The following is a 15,075-nucleotide window of genomic DNA, read 5'->3' as shown; positions in this document are numbered from 1 at the left end:
ATGTAACCGAGTGATCTGGTTGCGTTAGCCCCTCAGCGCCAAATCAAGGCGGTCCGGGGAGAAAAAAAAGCAGCCCGGAGGCTGCCTTTTTGCTGTGGCTCCCGCAGGAGCGACAGGATCAGGAAGCGGACTTGACCGTGCCGGTGGTGCGGGCGAAACGGGCGCGGAACTTTTCCACGCGGCCGGTTTCGACGATGCGCGTCTGGGCGCCCGTGTAGAACGGGTGCGATTCGGAGGTCACGTCGCACTTGAAGAGCGGGTACGTCTTGCCATCCAGTTCGATGGATTCGCGCGTTTGCACGGTCGAGCGGGTGATGAACTTGTTGCCCGTTTGCAGGTCGGCGAAGACGACTTCGCGGTATTCGGGGTGAATGCCTTCTTTCATGGTGCTTTCCTAGGGCTCTTTCGAGCCTTTCAAGTTGTTAGGGTCGCCAGCGAGGACGCCATGCATCCGAAAACAAACCCAGCCAAACATCGCGGGTCGTTCTGCCACGTATCCAAAAAGTAACCCCAAATTCTAGCATGGGAAATTTGGCCAGGCCAAGAGGCAGGGACGGCCAAGTTGCCAGGAGCCGCCCTTGCCTAAAATTGGGGCCGGATTACGGTCAAGTGTCAGAGATCGGTGCGCAGCTTCCAGATCTCGGGGAACAGCACCACTTCCAGCATGCGGCGCAGGTAATCCACGCCCGAAGTGCCGCCGGTGCCGCGCTTGAAACCGATGACCCGTTCGACGGTGGTGACGTGGCGGAATCGCCACAGGCGGAACGCGTCTTCCAGGTCGGTCAGCTTTTCGCCCAGCTGGTACAGATCCCAGTACTTGTCGGGCTGCCGGTATACGGTCAGCCAGGCCGCTTCGACGCCCGCCGAGGATTGGTAGGGCTGGGTCCAGTCCCGCTCAAGGTGATCGGCCGGTACGTCCAGGCCGTGGCGCGCCAGCAGTCGCAGCGCTTCGTCGTACAGCGAAGGGGCTTCATAGGCGCTGCGCACCTGGGCCAGCAAGTCTTCGCGGTGCGCGTGCGGCTTGAGCATGGCTGCATTCTTGTTGCCCAGCAGGAACTCGACCTGGCGGTACTGGTAGCTCTGGAATCCGCTGGAGCGGGCCAGGTAGGGGCGCAGGGCGGAGTACTCGGGCGGCGTCATGGTCGCCAGCACGTCCCAGGCATGGACCAGCTGTTCCATGATCTTGCTGACGCGGGCCAGCATCTTGAAGGCGGGCTGCAGCCGGTCGGCGGCCACGTTGGCAATGGCCGCGCGCAACTCGTGCAGCATCAGCTTCATCCAGAGTTCGCTGGTCTGATGCTGGATGATGAAGAGCATCTCGTTGTGCTCGGGCGACAGCGGATGCTGCGCGCCCAGCAGTTCGTCCAGATGCAGGTAATCGCCGTAGGTCATGTCGCGCGTGAAGTCCAGCTGCGCTTTTTCCTGGCGGACGATGTCTTCGGGGCGTTCGGAGTGGCTCATGCGCGGCCTCCTTGGCAGGGCGGGGCGGCGCGGCGGGCGGATGCGGGGAGTGCGCGCCAGTGGGGCGCGTAGGGGCGGGCGCAGGCATGCGCCGCGCGCGGGCAGAGATATTGTTGCATGGTCGTGCTTCCAGAACCGGCGGCTGATCGCGGATCAGCCGCACCATGGTCAGCGGACCAGCCTACAGTTCGCGCAAGACGGCGCGTACCGGGCTGGCATCGGCCTGGACCAGCGCCAACGGCAGTGCGATCAACTCGTAATCGCCTTCCGGCACATTGTCGAGCACCAGGTTCTCCAGTACCCGCATGTCGTGCCGCAAGATCGTGTGGTGGCTGTCCAGGGTCTTGCTGGAGGCGGGGTCGATGCTGGCCGTATCCAGGCCGATCAGCATGACGCCGCGTTCGGCCAGCCATTCGATGGTCTGGGGCGCGTAGGCGGAGAAATCGTCGGTCCACCAGTCTTGCGCGGCATGCTTGGCGGTGCGCACCAGCACGCGGGGCGGGAGGTTCAGGGCCGCATGGGCCAGGTGGTCCACCGTGATGAGCGGACCGCAATCGATGGCATGGATGACGCGGCAGGGGCCCAGGAACGGTTCCAGGGAGACGGCCCCGATGGAGGCGGCGCCATTCTCGTAGTGCAAGGGGGCGTCAGCGTGCGCGCCGATATGCGGGGACAGCGTGATTTCGCTGACATTGACCGGACAGCCGGGCGCGAGCGACCACTTCCATTGCTGGCGGTACGGCGTGTCGCCCGGGAACACAGGCGAAGCCGTGGAGACGGGCGGGGAAATATCCCACAAGCGTTTCATGTCAGGCGGAAAGGGTCGATGGATGCGTTAAGCCTAAAGCAATTGCGGGCGGTAGTCTAACGAATTCGGGCCTGCTGCGCAGCCCCCGGCGCAGTCCTACAGGCTGCCGATTTCCGCCATGGACACCACGGTGCTGGCGGCCACGATCAGGTGGTCCACCAGTCTGATGTCCACCAGGGCGAGCGCCTGTTTCAGGTGCTGGGTGAAACCGCGGTCCGCGGCGCTGGGTTCGGCCAGGCCGGACGGATGGTTGTGGGCGACGATGAGGGCGGCCGCGTGGTGCCGCAAGGCTTCGCGCACGACCTCGCGCGGGTAGACCGAGGCCTGGGACAGGGTGCCGCGCGCCAGTTCGCCCGTGGCGATGAGGCGCAGCCGGTTGTCCAGGTAGAGGGCGATGCAGTGCTCCACCGGGCGATGCCCCAATGCCATCTTGCAGTATTGCTTGACCTGTAGCGGGTGGTTCAGGTTGTCGTTGCGAGTCAGGTCTTCCTCGATGGCCCGGCGGGCCAGTTCCAGCAGCGCGGCCAGCAGGCTGGCCTTGGCCGTGCCCAGGCCGGGAACCGCCATCAGTTCCTCGGGAGCGGTACCCAGCAGGCCGCGCAGGCCGCCAAACCTGATCAGCAGCTGATTGCCGAGTTCCACGACATTGAGGCCGGGAATGCCCGTGCGCAGGGCAATGGCGAGCAGTTCCGCGTCCTGCAGGGCGGCGGCGCCGTGGCGCAGCAAACGCTCCCTGGGGCGCTCGTGTTTGGGCAGCCGGACGGACAATTTCATAAGAGGCTCTAAAATCAAGGTTTATTCAATTGCATATACGGTGGCAGATCTTGAGCATCGCCTCTAACGAAGTGAACGTTTTTGTCCGTCCGGATTCCTACCTAACGCTGCACTACCGGATCACCCTGGCCTCCGGGCCGGGCAAGGATTCCGTGTTCGCCGACACCTTCGACGGACGTCCCGGCACGCTGCAGATGGGCAGCGGCCAGTGGGCGCCCGGCATGGAAGCGGCGCTGGTTGGCCACGCCGAAGGCGAGCGCTTCAGCGTCACGGTCGAGCCGGTCGACGCCTACGGCGAGCGCAACCCGGAACTCATTCAGCGCGTCACGCGCGCCATGCTGGCCGAACACGCCGGCGCCGACGCCACCTTCGAGCCGGGTGACCTGGTGGAATTCGCCGCACCCAACGGCGGCCGCTATTCAGGCGTCCTGAAAGAAATCAACGACGAATCGGCCCTGTTCGATTTCAACCACCCGCTCGCGGGCATCAGCTTGCGGGTCGACGTGGCGCTCTTGGGAGTCCTCTGATGAGCCAGGTTGTCACCGCCGCCGACGCCGAAGTCCTGCTGGCGCAGCCGCGCGGCTTCTGTGCCGGCGTGGATCGCGCCATCGACATCGTCGAGCGCGCGCTCGAACTGCACGGCGCGCCGATCTACGTGCGCCACGAGATCGTCCACAACCGCTACGTGGTGGAAGATCTGCGCGCCAAGGGCGCCATCTTCATCGACGAGCTGGACGATGCGCCTGCCGGCTCCATCGTGGTGTTCTCGGCGCACGGCGTGTCCAAGGCGGTGCGGGCCGAGGCCGAGTCCCGCGGCCTGCGGGTGTTCGACGCCACGTGCCCGCTGGTCACCAAGGTCCACATCGAGGTGGCGCGCATGCGCGCCGCCGGCCGCGAGATCATCATGATCGGCCACAAGGGCCATCCCGAGGTCGAGGGCACGCTGGGCCAGGCCCAGGGCGGCATGTACCTGGTCGAGACGGTGGAAGACGTCGCCGGCCTGCAGGTAACGGATCCGGAAAACCTGGCCTACGTCACGCAGACCACCTTGTCCGTGGACGACGCGGCGGCCGTGTCGCGCGCGCTGAAGGAACGCTTTCCGAATATCGTCGAGCCTAAGAAAAGCGATATCTGCTACGCCACCCAGAACCGCCAGGACGCGGTCAAGGTGATGGCGCCGGATTGCGACCTGGTGCTGGTGGTGGGCAGCCCCAACAGTTCCAACTCGAACCGGCTGCGCGAAGTGGCCGAGCGCAAGGGCGTGGCGTCCTACCTGATCGATGGCGCGCATTCCATCAAGCCCGAGTGGCTGGTGGGCCGCAAGCGCATCGGCGTGACGGCTGGCGCTTCCGCGCCCGAGATCCTGGTGCAGCAGGTGATCGACCGGGTCAAGGAGCTGGGCGCGGTGTCCGTGCGCACCATGCCGGGCCTCGAAGAGAATGTGGCGTTCCCGCTGCCCAAGGGGCTGTCGCGCAAGTCGGCGCAGACGGAATCGCTGGAATGAGACTGGCGGCGCCCGAGACGGCGCCGCGTCACAAGAACACCAAGGAGACTTCATGCAGTTGTACAGCTACTTTCGCAGCTCGGCCGCGTACCGGGTGCGCATCGCCCTGAACCTCAAGGGCCTGCCTTACGAATATCTGCCGGTGCACCTGCTGAAGGATGGCGGCCAGCAGTTGTCGGCGGACTACCGCAAGGTGAACCCGACGGCGCTGGTGCCCACGCTGATCGACGGCGACGCCGTCATCGGACAGTCGCTGGCCATCATCGAATACCTGGAAGAGACGCATCCCGAGGTGCCCTTGCTGCCGGCGGACGCGGTCGGCCGGGCGCGGGTGCGGGATCTGGCCCTGGGCATCGCCTGCGACACGCATCCCCTGAACAATCTGCGCGTGCTGAAGTACCTGAAGCACACCCTGGGCGTGGACGAGGCCGCCAAGACGGCCTGGTACAAGCACTGGGTGCACCAGGGTCTGGAAGCCCTGGAGGCCCAACTGGCGGGTTCTTCCGCCACCGGCCGTTTCTGCCATGGGGATACGCCCACGATCGCCGACCTGTGCCTGGTGCCCCAGGTGGCGAACGCGCAGCGTTTCGATTGCGACCTGTCGGCCATGCCCAACGTGGTGCGCATCGACGCCGCCTGCCGCGCGCTGCCAGCCTTCGACGCGGCCGCGCCGGGCAAGCAGCCCGACGCGGAGTAACGCCAGCCGGACGCGGACCGGCTCAGCCGATCTGCACCGGCACGAAGATCTTGTCTTCGCCGCGCTGTACCAGCAGGGCGACCGTCTTGCCCGCCTTGGACAGCGCTTCCTTGACCTGCGCCACGTTGTGCACCGGCACGCCGTTCAAGGACAGCAGCACGTCGCCCGGCTCGATCCCGGCCTTGGCGGCCGGCCCGATCGAGCGTTCGATCAGCAAGCCTTCGGCGCCAGCCGCCTGCTGTTCCTGCGGGCTCAGCGGGCGCAGCGCCAGACCGAGCTGGCCGCGCTGCACTTCCTGGTCACCCGCGGCAGTCTGCGTCTTGTCCTTGGGCACCCCGCCCAGGGTGGCGACCAGCTCCTTCTGCGAGCCATTGCGCCAGACATCCAGCTTGATCTTCTCGCCCGGCGTGGCCAGCGTGATGGTGGAGGCCAGGTCGCCCGAGGACACGATGGTCTTGCCGTCGATCTTGCGGACCACGTCGCCGGGCTGCAGGCCCGCCTTCTCGGCCGCGCTGCCTTTCTCCACGCTGGACACCAGCGCGCCCGTGGGCGTATCCAGCTTGAACGAGTTGGCCAGGTCCTGATTCACCTCCTGTACCGTCACGCCGAGCCTGGCGTGCTGCACCTTGCCATGCTCCAGGATCTGATCCTTGATCTTGTACGCCACGTCGATCGGGATCGAGAACGACAGGCCCTGGAATCCGCCGGTGCGGCTGTAGATCTGCGAGTTGATGCCCACCACTTCGCCGCGGTCGTTGAACAGCGGGCCGCCCGAATTGCCGGGGTTGACCGCCACATCCGTCTGGATGAAGGGCACCGAGGTGTCGTCGGGCAGGGAGCGGCCCTTGGCGCTGACGATACCCGCGGTGGCGGTGTTTTCCAGGCCGTAGGGCGAGCCGATGGCCAGCACCCATTCGCCCACCTGCAGCTGGTTGACGTCGCCTACCTTCACCACCGGCAGGTTCTTGGCGTCGATCTTGAGCACGGCCACGTCGGTCTGCGGGTCCGAACCCAGCACCTTGGCCTTGTATTCGCGGCGGTCGGTCAGCTTGACCGTGACTTCCTTGGCGTCCTGCACCACGTGCGCATTGGTCAGGATGATGCCGTCGGCGCTGATGATGAAACCAGAGCCTTCGCCACGCATGGGCACCTCGCGCGCAGGCCGCTGGCCGCGTGCGCCGGGGATCTGGCCGAAGAATTGGGCAAAGGGATCGTCGTCATCGGCGGACACCTTGCGGGTGCCGCTGACGCTGATGTTCACCACGGCCGGCCCGAAGTCGCGAGTGATCTGCGCGAAGTTGGGCGGGCTGGACGTGCCAGGCGACTGGAGGGAGGAAATGGCCGGCGCGTCGGCCGCCATCGAAACGCCGCCGGTGAGGGCGGTTGCGCCCGCGCCGCCAATGGCGCCGGCTGCCAGCAGCGCCAGCACCAGGCGCGAGGGTTTCATTTGGGTGGTCTTCATGTCGGCTCCTGCGTTCATGTTGAAGGACATGGCGCTATCTTCGGGCCTGACACTTAGGCGAGTCTTAAAGGCGGGCTTAAGCCGGAAAAACCACCTTCACGCGCAGGCCCGGGCCGTCCGGCGCGTCCTGCAGTTCCATGGTTGCGCGGTGCTGGTCCGCGATGGCGCGCGCGATCGCCAGGCCCAGGCCGCTGCCGTGTTGCGCATTGCCTTCGACGCGGTAGAAGCGGTCGAACACGCGCGCGCGTTCCTCGGGCGCGATGCCGGGGCCTTCGTCGTCGATCAGGAGCGCGGCTTTGCCGGGCTGCTGCTCTAGGTGAAGATGGATGCGTTTGCCGGCGGGCGTGTATTTGATCGCGTTGTCCAGCAGGTTGCGCGCCAGCAGCGTCAGCGCGTCGCGGTTTCCTTGCACCCATGCCTGCGGCGCGCCGTCCAGATCGATGCTGATCGCCTTGGCGTTGGCCTGGGGCAGCATTTCAGAGAGCGCCTGGCGCAGCACGTCGGCCAGGTCCACCGCCACGGGAGCCGTCTGTCCGGCGGCGCTTTCGTGGCGGGCCATGGACAGCAGTTGTTCCACCAGGCGCGTGGCCCGATCGATGCCGGCGGCCAGACGCTGTTCGGCCAGGCGGCGAGCGTCGCCATCGCCGGCGCGTTGCAAGGCCTGCAACTGCAGGCGCAGCGCCGCCAGCGGCGAACGCAGCTCGTGCGCGGCGTCACCGACGAATTGCTTCTGCTGCGCGAAGGCGCCGCGCATGCGCTCCAGGAGCAGATTCAGTTCCAGCACCAGCGGCCGGATCTCGTCGGGTAGCCCCTCCACGCTGACGGGGGAGAGGTCCTCGGGCTGGCGCGCCGCCACCTGCGCGCGCGCCCGCTTCACGGGCCGCAGCGACCAGCTGACCACGCACCAGACGATCAGCATCAGCAGGGGCGCGGCGGCGGCGATGGGGGCGATGGTGCGCAGCGCCAGCGCGCGCGCCATGCTTGTGCGCACGGCCATGTCCTGCGCCACCTGGATAACCTGGAAGGGCGTGGCGAGCGAATACACACGGTAGGTGCTGCCCTCCATCCTGGCATCCGAAAAGCCGAGCACGATCTGGTCCGGCAGCGGGCGGCGCGAGCGCGAATTGAAGACGCGCACGCCGTCGGGCGTCCAGATCTGGATGATGAAATCATCGGCCACGGGCGAGCCCGCGCCGCGCGCGTGCGCCGGGTCGGTGGTGAGCAGGCCGTTGCCGGTGCCCAGCGACAGGGCGGTGCGCTGCAGCAGTGAATCGAAAATGTCGTCGGCCTGCGCCAGCGTGCTGCGGTAGGCGATGGCGCCTTGCACCAGCGCGCCCACCACGATGGCGGCCAACAGGAAGAAAAGCAGCCTGGCTCTCAGTGAGTAGCTAAGCGGAATGCTCATGTTTTGGGGATGACATAGCCGACGCCTCTGACGTTCTGGATCAGGTTCGGACCCAGTTTCTTGCGCAGGCCATGAATATAAACCTCAACCGCGTTGCTGCTGATGCTGTCTTTCCAGCTGTACAGCTTTTCTTCCAGCTGCGCGCGCGAAAAGATCATGCCCGGCCGCGCGATCAGCGGTTCCAGCACGGCCCATTCGCGGGCGGTCAGCGCCACCGGGGCGCCGTCCACCATCGCCGCGTGGGACTGCGGATCGATGGTGATGCCTTCGTGCTCGAACACCGGCTCGGCGCGGCCGGCGCTGCGCCGGATCAGCGCGCGCATGCGGGCCAGCAGTTCATCCACGTCGTAGGGTTTGACGATGTAGTCGTCGGCGCCGGCATCCAGGCCCGCGATGCGGTCGCTGACCGCATCGCGGGCGGTGGCGATCAGCACCGGCGTGCGGTCCTTGCGCGCGCGCAGGTCGCGCAGCAACGACAGGCCGTCGCGCTTGGGCAGACCCAGGTCCAGAAGAATCAGGTCGTAGGCGTCGGTGCGCAGCGCGAGTTCCGCGGCGTTGCCGTCCTTGACCCAGTCGACGGCATAGCGTTCGGCGCGCAGGCAGTCCAGCACGCTCTCGCCTATCATGAGGTCGTCTTCGACAAGAAGAATGCGCATGGTCGTGTCCGCCAGGTTGGTCCAGCAAGTTGGACGCGCGGCGGCGCGACGGAGTTCCCGGGCGCGGAAATGAAAAAAGCAGCCCGAGAGGGCTGCTTTTAGGAATCTGGTGCCGGCAATAGGAGTCGAACCTACGACCTTCGCATTACGAATGCGCTGCTCTACCAACTGAGCTATGCCGGCAAGACCATTTGCCTCGTTCCTGCTGGAACCGCGGGCAAAAACATCTTTGTTTTTTTTCCAGTCCGTGTCCCGATTTATGGGGCCCGATCTGGAAAGACCGAGATCATATCAGAGTTTTTTGGCGATTGGAAACGGGCATCGAAAAAGATCCCAGAAACTTGTCGATTTGCACACCTCGAATTTTTAGTTCATAATCTCGTTTCTTAGCAGTTCCCCGATAGCTCAGTCGGTAGAGCGACGGACTGTTAATCCGCAGGTCGCTGGTTCGAGCCCAGCTCGGGGAGCCAAAGAATTCAGGGTCATTCACGCAAGTGAATGGCCCTTTTGGTTTTCGTCGTGCATATTGTCCGCCGCGCTGCGGACGGCATCGGAGCGGTGGCATGGAAGGCGACAAGCGCATAGGCGTCACGGTGATTTCCGGTTTCCTGGGCAGCGGCAAGACGTCGCTGCTCAACCGGCTGCTGCGCGATCCGGCCTATGCCGATGCGGTCGTCATTGTCAACGAATACGGTGAAGTGGGCGTGGATCATCATCTGGTCCGCCAGGCGCGCGACAGCATTGTGCTGGTCGAGGGCGGTTGTCTGTGCTGCGTCGTCAGCGGCGCGGTGGTCGACGCGTTGCGTGAATTGTTCATGCTGGCGCTCGGCCGCAAGATCAAGCCCTTTCGCCGCGTCATTATCGAAACCAGCGGGCTCGCCGATCCCGCGCCCATCCTGTTCACGCTCAAGCATGACCGCTTCCTGTCCGAACGCTACGCGTACCGGGGGGCGATCGTGTTGGCGGACGCACGCCACGGTCTGGCGCAATTGCGGGATCAGCCCGAGGCGGCGCGACAACTGGCCCTGGCGGACGTCGTGGTGTTCAGTAAGCCGGATCTGGCGGACGCCGGGCAGTTGGAGCAGCTGCAACAGGCGGTCATGGGCATCAATCCCGGCGCGCGGCACTGCGTGCAATGGCCCGATGCGCCGCTGGCCGGGGCGTTGAGCGTGGGTCTCGATATGCAGGCTCGGCGCGACGGCATCGCCCTGGCCGATTGGCTGCGTCCGTTCGCGCAGCAGCGCGTCGCGGGGCATGGGGGTGTGGCCAGTTTTTCGCTGGCCCTGCCGGCGCCCATTGTGCGCGCGGCGTTTCTTGCAGGGATCTCACGTGTCCAGGAGCGCTTCGGCGCTGGCCTGCTGCGGACGAAGGGGTTGGTGTGCTTCGAGGGCGAGGTGCTGCCGTGCGAGGTGCACGGCGTGCATGGCGAGCTTTATCCGATCCGTCAGCTCGACAACTGGCCGGACGATGATCGCCAGTCGCGGCTGGTCTGCATCTTGCGTGGGCTGGACGCTGGCGAGGTCCGTGGCGAGGTGTGTGCCGCTTTGGGGCAGCCGGCGCCTTGATCGCATTTCCTGCTGAGAGTGCGCTTGCGGAGTTTTGATTGCGCTTTCTGTCGAGGCTGCGTTGGCAAGGTCTTGATCGCACTGCCTGTTAGGGGTGCGTTTACAAGAAATTGCAGTTGAAGGGGCCTGATCCGGGTGTCGGCGTTGCACCGAATACGGTATAAACGGAGCGGTCTGGTGCAAGAATCGAGACAATCATGGATCGTTTGAAAGCCATGCAGGTGTTCGTGGAAGTCGCTGACAGGGGAAGCCTGTCGGCGGCGGCGATTCATCTGGATATGTCCCGCGCCATGGTGTCGCGCTATCTGGCTGAGATGGAGCAGTGGGTGGGGGTGCGCTTGCTGCATCGCACGACCCGGCGCCTGAGTCTGACTCCCGCCGGCGCGGAGACGCTGCCGCGCTGCCGGCAGATGCTGGATATGGTGGGAGATCTGCGCAGCGCAGTGTCCACGCCGGATGACACGCCGCGCGGCCTGTTGCGTATTACCACCAGCATGTCGTTCGGCTCGCGCCATCTGGCCAGCGCCATCACCGACTACGTCAAGCTGCATCCGGGCACCTCGGTGGATCTGATGCTGGTCGACCGCGCCGTCAATCTGGTGGAAGAGCGGGTGGATCTGGCGGTGCGCATCACCAATGACCTGGATCCCAACCTGATTGCCCGCAAGCTGGCCGTCTGCCGTTCGGTCGTGTGTGCTTCGCCCGATTATCTTCAGCGCGAGGGCGTTCCGGCGCGCATCGAGGATCTGTCCTTGCGCAACTGCCTGACGCACTCGTACTTCGGCAAGAGCCTTTGGCGCTTCGAGCGCGACGGCGAGCCGGTGGATGTGCCTGTCAGCGGCAACATCAGCGCGAATGAGGTGTCGGTCTTGCTGCGCGCCGCGGTGGAGGGGGCGGGCATCGCCATGCTTCCGACCTACTACGCCGCGGACTATATTGCGTCGGGCCGCTTGCGGGCGATCCTGACGCAGAGCAAGCCTCAGGAATTGGGTATTTACGGGGTTTATGCCTCGCGTCGCCAGATGCCTCTGATCCTGCGGTCCATGCTGGATTTCCTGGTCGATCGCCTCGAATCCACGCCCTGGGACAAGCCGGCTTCGTAGTTTTTGCGCCGCCGGCCGTCGCCCGCGGGCTTGAGGGTGGGGTATATGACGGTATAATCAAACAACTGCTTGAACATGCATTGCGCGGCTGGCCGGGGCTTTTCCCAGCGAACTTGCGGTGTGGCGGGTTGAAAATCCGCCAGCATGTAGTCGTAGAAAACATCTAAGAATCGTAGTTTCGGCTTGGGAATGAGCCGCTGCATCACGGAACCGGTTTCCGTGTGCACCAGGGGAGCGCATCGGGTTTCTGGGTTGTTGGCGGTCTGTCCGCCACTCCGCATGCCTGATGCCTGACGATTCAGGTCCTTGATATCGATTGCCATAGGAAGGCTGCGCCGGATTACCGGCGTGCTCCATAGGCATTCCGCCCAATCCCGGTTGGCGCGGTCGTTTCGGCACACGTCCGGGGAATGCATGCCCGGGGCGCATGGCGGTAAACACAGGAATCCAGTGAGAGCTTCGCAAACCAATGCTGTCTGTTGCTGGCGCGCCGCCGAGGCTGCCGGCGCGGCGGCGGGTGTCTGCGCCTGTTCCGCTTGTGCTTGTTCCGTTGGTACTTGTTCCGTCCGCGCCTGTTCCGAATCCGGTTTTTTGTCGGGATTTTTGTTGTCCGCCGGCGCCGCAAATGAAAAAGGCCCGGCGAATACGCCAGGCCTCGATCAATTTGGTTGCGGGGGCAGGATTTGAACCTACGACCTTCGGGTTATGAGCCCGACGAGCTGCCAGACTGCTCCACCCCGCGTCTGAGAAATGAATAGTAGCCTTATTTTCAACCTAGCGCAAGTTAGCCCTTTTTGAATTTGAATGTCGATGAACGATAGCGAGGCAATACTCGTGTTGGAAACCGCGCTGCTCTGCGCGGCGCAGCCGATGCAACTGTCCGATATGCGCAAGCTGTTCGGGGACGATGAACAATTCGACAACAGCGCGTTGCGCTCGCTGCTTGAGACGTTGCAGGCCAACTGGGCCGACGGCGGCCTGGAGCTGGTGCAATTGGCCACCGGTTGGCGGTTTCAAAGCCGTCCGCGGATGCAGCGCTATCTGGAGCGGCTTAATCCGGAAAAACCGCCGAAGTACTCGCGCGCCGTGATGGAAACGCTGGCCATCGTGGCCTGGCGCCAACCGGTGACGCGTGGCGACATCGAAGACATCCGTGGCGTCACGGTGTCGTCCCAGATTGTCAAGGCGCTTGAGGATCGCGGCTGGATCGAAGTCATCGGCCACCGCGATGCGCCGGGCCGTCCCGCCTTGTTCGGCACCACGCGCCAGTTCCTGGATGACCTGGGCTTGCGCGCGCTGGACGAGCTGCCCGCGCTGGAATCCGCCCAGGCGGCGGCTGCGCTGGCCGGACTGGACCTGGGCGAGGTGCAGCAGGTCCTTGGCGGGGAAGAGGTTGCCGCCGAGGCTGCCGGCGACGAGGGCGAACCTGCCGCCGAGGCAGAGGGGGGCGAACCCGCCGCCGAGGCCGGCGAGGGCGCTGCCCAGTCGTCCGAAATCGCGGCCGAAGGCGAAGCCGGCGCCGAGAGCGTTGCGTCTGCCGCGGCAGGCGAGGAAACGGAATCCGAAATGAGTATTCCGGTTGCGGAATTGTCTGTTTCGGAACAGGATGTACCCATAGCCCCGGTCGATAGCGTAGAATCCGTGCTTTCGCGCACAGAAGAAGGCGCGGATCCCGCCGACGAATCCACCGTCCGGGAGCAAGCCGAAGGCTTGTCCAATACGCCGACCATGTCCGGTTTTCCCGACGACACGGCTGGCAACGACATTTCCGATATGGCCGCCGATGCCCCAGAAGCCGGCGCTGCAAAGGAAAGCGTCGAGAACGCAAAACACGCGGAACCGACCGACCCGATTGACGAGACCGATACTGCGGCGCATGGCGCCGCCGGGCATGAGCCCGCTTCCGGTCTTGGCGATCCTGTTCGGCCTGGCCCGGATGCCGCCTCCCCGGAATCGGACGAGGCAGGCTTCGAGCGGCCCGAGGCTGAACGAGAGCCGGCATCCCCAGATGATGACGAGCCTGCCGCAGGCAGGCCCACCCAAGTTTGAAATTCGGAGCTGTCCCAGTGACAACGAATACAGCAATGCAGGACGACAACCCCCGTTCAGATGATGCCGTTTCCAGCGGCCAGCCGGATGCCTCCGCCGCACCCGCGGCCGAAGGCGAGGCGGGCGCCCGCGGGCGCGGCCGCAAGCTGAGAACGCCGTTCCGCCGCCGTCGCGGCGACGCCGCGGCCGAGCAGGCGCCGGCAGGCGAGGCCCAGGCGCAACCCGTGGCGGATGTCGCCGCTCAGGCCGAGCCGCAGGAGTCGCGCGGCACGGAGCAGGAAGCCGAACAGGCGCTGTCGTACCTGGAAACCGCGGATCGCATGGAGCAGCGCCTGGGCAAGTACCTGAACAGCGATTCGGTCATGCCCAAGCTGCACAAGGTGCTGGCGGACGCCGGCATTGGTTCGCGCCGCGAAATGGAAGAACTGATCGTCGCGGGGCGGGTGTCGGTCAACGGCGAGCCGGCCCATATCGGCCAGCGCGTGGCGCCCAACGACCAGGTGCGCGTGAACGGCAAGCCCATCATGCGCGCCAATACGAAGAAGCCGCCGCGCGTGATCCTGTATCACAAGCCGGCCGGAGAGATCGTCAGCCATGACGACCCGGGCGGTCGCGCCAGCGTCTTCGCCCGCCTGCCCAAGCTGCGCACCGGCAAATGGCTGTCGGTCGGCCGCCTGGACCTGAATACGGAAGGCCTGCTGATCTTCACGACCTCCGGCGACATGGCCAACCGCATCATGCATCCGCGCTACGGCACGGAGCGCGAGTACGCGGTCCGCGTGCTGGGCGAGATGGACGAGGCCCAGCGCCAGTCGCTGGTCGATGGCATCGAACTGGACGACGGCATGGCTGCGTTCGGTTCGCTGGACTACCTGGGCGGCGACGGCAGCAACCGCTGGTACCGGGTCACCCTGCAGGAAGGCCGCAACCGCGAAGTTCGCCGCATGTTCGAAGCCGTGGGCGTCACCGTCAGTCGGCTGATCCGCACCCGCTTCGGTGACGTGGTCCTGCCGCGCACGTTGCGCCGCGGCCGCTGGGAAGAATTGGATCCCTCGCTCGTTACCGCCCTGATGGTCCAGCTGGGACTGTTGCGTGACGACGACGAGTCTGGCGGCAACCGCCGGCGCTCCAAGCAACCGCAGTCCCATGACAGCGCGCTGCCTCCAGGCTTTGGCACCATGGACCGCAACGGCATGAATGGCGCCCGCATCGGCCGCCGCGGCAAGTTGCAGGGCGGCCGGCAGGGCAGCGCCGGCCAGGCGGCCGCGTGTCCGTCGGATCCGTTCGGTACGGGCCTGATGATTGCCGGTGGCTATGCCAATGGCCATCCCCTGTCCGGGGAAGGCGCGGGCGGCAACCGCAAGAGCGGCAAGTCCGCTGGCGGCCGGGCCGCGGCCGGCGGTGGCAGGCCGGGCGCCAAGCAAGGCGGCGGCAAGCCTGGAAACAAATCTGGCGGCAAGCCGCGGGGGCCCCGCGCAGCCGCAGCCGGCGGTCAGCCGGGCAATGTGGCGTCGGTCGATGCCGGCTTCGGTAATGTGGCCGAGGCCCCGGCCGGCGGCGGCCGCAAGCCGGCGGGCGGCAAGCCTGCCGG

General features: G+C 65.5%; 14 protein-coding genes and 3 tRNA genes. 8 read left to right on the top strand and 9 right to left on the bottom strand.

The window, feature by feature from the left end; translation table 11 throughout:
• Positions 1-118: 118 nt before the first annotated feature.
• The 4 genes from HWY37_RS34065 to radC form a co-directional block, all read right to left on the bottom strand.
• Positions 119-385 (bottom strand): type B 50S ribosomal protein L31, encoded by a 267-nt coding sequence (locus tag HWY37_RS34065; protein ID WP_175210053.1) that lies wholly within the window; start codon positions 383-385, stop codon positions 119-121.
• Between the two features lie 227 nt (positions 386-612).
• Positions 613-1,461, bottom strand: a complete 849-nt coding sequence (gene kynA, locus HWY37_RS34060; protein WP_175210055.1) for a tryptophan 2,3-dioxygenase — start codon at positions 1,459-1,461, stop codon at positions 613-615.
• 181 nt (positions 1,462-1,642) lie between these two features.
• Entirely contained in the window at positions 1,643-2,269 is a 627-nt protein-coding gene (gene kynB, locus HWY37_RS34055) for an arylformamidase (protein ID WP_175210057.1), read from the bottom strand.
• A gap of 96 nt (positions 2,270-2,365) precedes the next feature.
• Positions 2,366-3,043 (bottom strand): RadC family protein, encoded by a 678-nt coding sequence (gene radC, locus HWY37_RS34050; protein ID WP_175210059.1) that lies wholly within the window; start codon positions 3,041-3,043, stop codon positions 2,366-2,368.
• 50 nt (positions 3,044-3,093) lie between these two features.
• On the opposite strand from radC, the gene HWY37_RS34045 reads away from it, so the two are divergent.
• From HWY37_RS34045 to maiA, 3 genes are read left to right on the top strand one after another with little or no spacing between them, the layout of a single operon-like run.
• A complete protein-coding gene (locus HWY37_RS34045) occupies positions 3,094-3,570 on the top strand; it encodes an FKBP-type peptidyl-prolyl cis-trans isomerase (protein ID WP_175210061.1) in 477 nt (158 codons plus the stop codon).
• Positions 3,570-4,547, top strand: a complete 978-nt coding sequence (ispH, locus tag HWY37_RS34040; RefSeq protein ID WP_175210063.1) for a 4-hydroxy-3-methylbut-2-enyl diphosphate reductase — start codon at positions 3,570-3,572, stop codon at positions 4,545-4,547. The genes HWY37_RS34045 and ispH overlap by 1 nt, the downstream gene beginning before the upstream one ends.
• Before the next feature lie 52 nt (positions 4,548-4,599).
• Complete coding sequence (gene maiA, locus HWY37_RS34035) at positions 4,600-5,244, top strand: maleylacetoacetate isomerase (protein WP_175210065.1); 645 nt, start codon at positions 4,600-4,602, stop codon at positions 5,242-5,244.
• Between the two features lie 22 nt (positions 5,245-5,266).
• Here the strand turns inward: maiA and HWY37_RS34030 are convergent, their stop codons facing one another.
• The 4 genes from HWY37_RS34030 to HWY37_RS34015 all read right to left on the bottom strand — a co-directional run bounded on the left by HWY37_RS34030 (position 5,267) and on the right by HWY37_RS34015 (position 8,950).
• Positions 5,267-6,706, bottom strand: coding sequence for a DegQ family serine endoprotease (locus HWY37_RS34030; RefSeq protein ID WP_175210067.1), 1,440 nt, complete (start codon positions 6,704-6,706; stop codon positions 5,267-5,269).
• Positions 6,707-6,782: 76 nt separating this feature from the next.
• A complete protein-coding gene (locus HWY37_RS34025) occupies positions 6,783-8,111 on the bottom strand; it encodes an ATP-binding protein (protein WP_175210069.1) in 1,329 nt (442 codons plus the stop codon).
• Positions 8,108-8,767, bottom strand: coding sequence for a response regulator (locus HWY37_RS34020; RefSeq protein ID WP_175210071.1), 660 nt, complete (start codon positions 8,765-8,767; stop codon positions 8,108-8,110). Before HWY37_RS34020 ends, HWY37_RS34025 begins: the two co-directional genes overlap by 4 nt.
• Before the next feature lie 107 nt (positions 8,768-8,874).
• Positions 8,875-8,950 (bottom strand) — tRNA-Thr (locus HWY37_RS34015).
• 211 nt (positions 8,951-9,161) lie between these two features.
• Here HWY37_RS34015 and HWY37_RS34010 point away from each other — a divergent pair.
• The 3 genes from HWY37_RS34010 to HWY37_RS34000 all read left to right on the top strand — a co-directional run bounded on the left by HWY37_RS34010 (position 9,162) and on the right by HWY37_RS34000 (position 11,435).
• A tRNA-Asn gene (locus HWY37_RS34010) sits at positions 9,162-9,237 on the top strand.
• A 93-nt stretch (positions 9,238-9,330) separates the two neighbouring features.
• Complete coding sequence (locus tag HWY37_RS34005) at positions 9,331-10,332, top strand: CobW family GTP-binding protein (protein ID WP_176090879.1); 1,002 nt, start codon at positions 9,331-9,333, stop codon at positions 10,330-10,332.
• 197 nt (positions 10,333-10,529) lie between these two features.
• Positions 10,530-11,435 (top strand): LysR family transcriptional regulator, encoded by a 906-nt coding sequence (locus HWY37_RS34000; RefSeq protein ID WP_175210075.1) that lies wholly within the window; start codon positions 10,530-10,532, stop codon positions 11,433-11,435.
• A gap of 665 nt (positions 11,436-12,100) precedes the next feature.
• Here HWY37_RS34000 and HWY37_RS33995 read toward each other — a convergent pair.
• Positions 12,101-12,177 (bottom strand) — tRNA-Met (locus HWY37_RS33995).
• A 62-nt stretch (positions 12,178-12,239) separates the two neighbouring features.
• Here HWY37_RS33995 and scpB point away from each other — a divergent pair.
• Both scpB and rluB read left to right on the top strand, forming a co-directional pair.
• Complete coding sequence (scpB, locus tag HWY37_RS33990) at positions 12,240-13,484, top strand: SMC-Scp complex subunit ScpB (protein WP_176090878.1); 1,245 nt, start codon at positions 12,240-12,242, stop codon at positions 13,482-13,484.
• 35 nt (positions 13,485-13,519) lie between these two features.
• Positions 13,520-15,075: 23S rRNA pseudouridine(2605) synthase RluB (gene rluB, locus HWY37_RS33985; protein WP_176090877.1), on the top strand; the 1,556-nt coding region annotated here is incomplete at its 3' end.

Origin of the sequence: Achromobacter anxifer (assembly GCF_903652925.1) — a bacterium.
Lineage (GTDB): Bacteria > Pseudomonadota > Gammaproteobacteria > Burkholderiales > Burkholderiaceae_B > Achromobacter > Achromobacter anxifer.
The sequence above is the reverse complement of the archived record's forward strand: the minus strand, read 5'-3'. Positions and strand labels throughout refer to the sequence as shown.

What these genes read in the sequence shown, in the direction of transcription:
- HWY37_RS34065 (WP_175210053.1), bottom strand. Translation starts at nt 385, where the DNA reads ATGAAAGAAGGCATTCACCCCGAATACCGCGAAGTCGTCTTCGCCGAC.
- kynA (WP_175210055.1), bottom strand. Translation starts at nt 1,461, where the DNA reads ATGAGCCACTCCGAACGCCCCGAAGACATCGTCCGCCAGGAAAAAGCG.
- kynB (WP_175210057.1), bottom strand. Translation starts at nt 2,269, where the DNA reads ATGAAACGCTTGTGGGATATTTCCCCGCCCGTCTCCACGGCTTCGCCT.
- radC (WP_175210059.1), bottom strand. Translation starts at nt 3,043, where the DNA reads ATGAAATTGTCCGTCCGGCTGCCCAAACACGAGCGCCCCAGGGAGCGT.
- ispH (WP_175210063.1), top strand. Translation starts at nt 3,570, where the DNA reads ATGAGCCAGGTTGTCACCGCCGCCGACGCCGAAGTCCTGCTGGCGCAG.
- maiA (WP_175210065.1), top strand. Translation starts at nt 4,600, where the DNA reads ATGCAGTTGTACAGCTACTTTCGCAGCTCGGCCGCGTACCGGGTGCGC.
- HWY37_RS34030 (WP_175210067.1), bottom strand. Translation starts at nt 6,706, where the DNA reads ATGAAGACCACCCAAATGAAACCCTCGCGCCTGGTGCTGGCGCTGCTG.
- HWY37_RS34025 (WP_175210069.1), bottom strand. Translation starts at nt 8,111, where the DNA reads ATGAGCATTCCGCTTAGCTACTCACTGAGAGCCAGGCTGCTTTTCTTC.
- HWY37_RS34020 (WP_175210071.1), bottom strand. Translation starts at nt 8,767, where the DNA reads ATGCGCATTCTTCTTGTCGAAGACGACCTCATGATAGGCGAGAGCGTG.
- HWY37_RS34005 (WP_176090879.1), top strand. Translation starts at nt 9,331, where the DNA reads ATGGAAGGCGACAAGCGCATAGGCGTCACGGTGATTTCCGGTTTCCTG.
- HWY37_RS34000 (WP_175210075.1), top strand. Translation starts at nt 10,530, where the DNA reads ATGGATCGTTTGAAAGCCATGCAGGTGTTCGTGGAAGTCGCTGACAGG.
- scpB (WP_176090878.1), top strand. Translation starts at nt 12,240, where the DNA reads ATGTCGATGAACGATAGCGAGGCAATACTCGTGTTGGAAACCGCGCTG.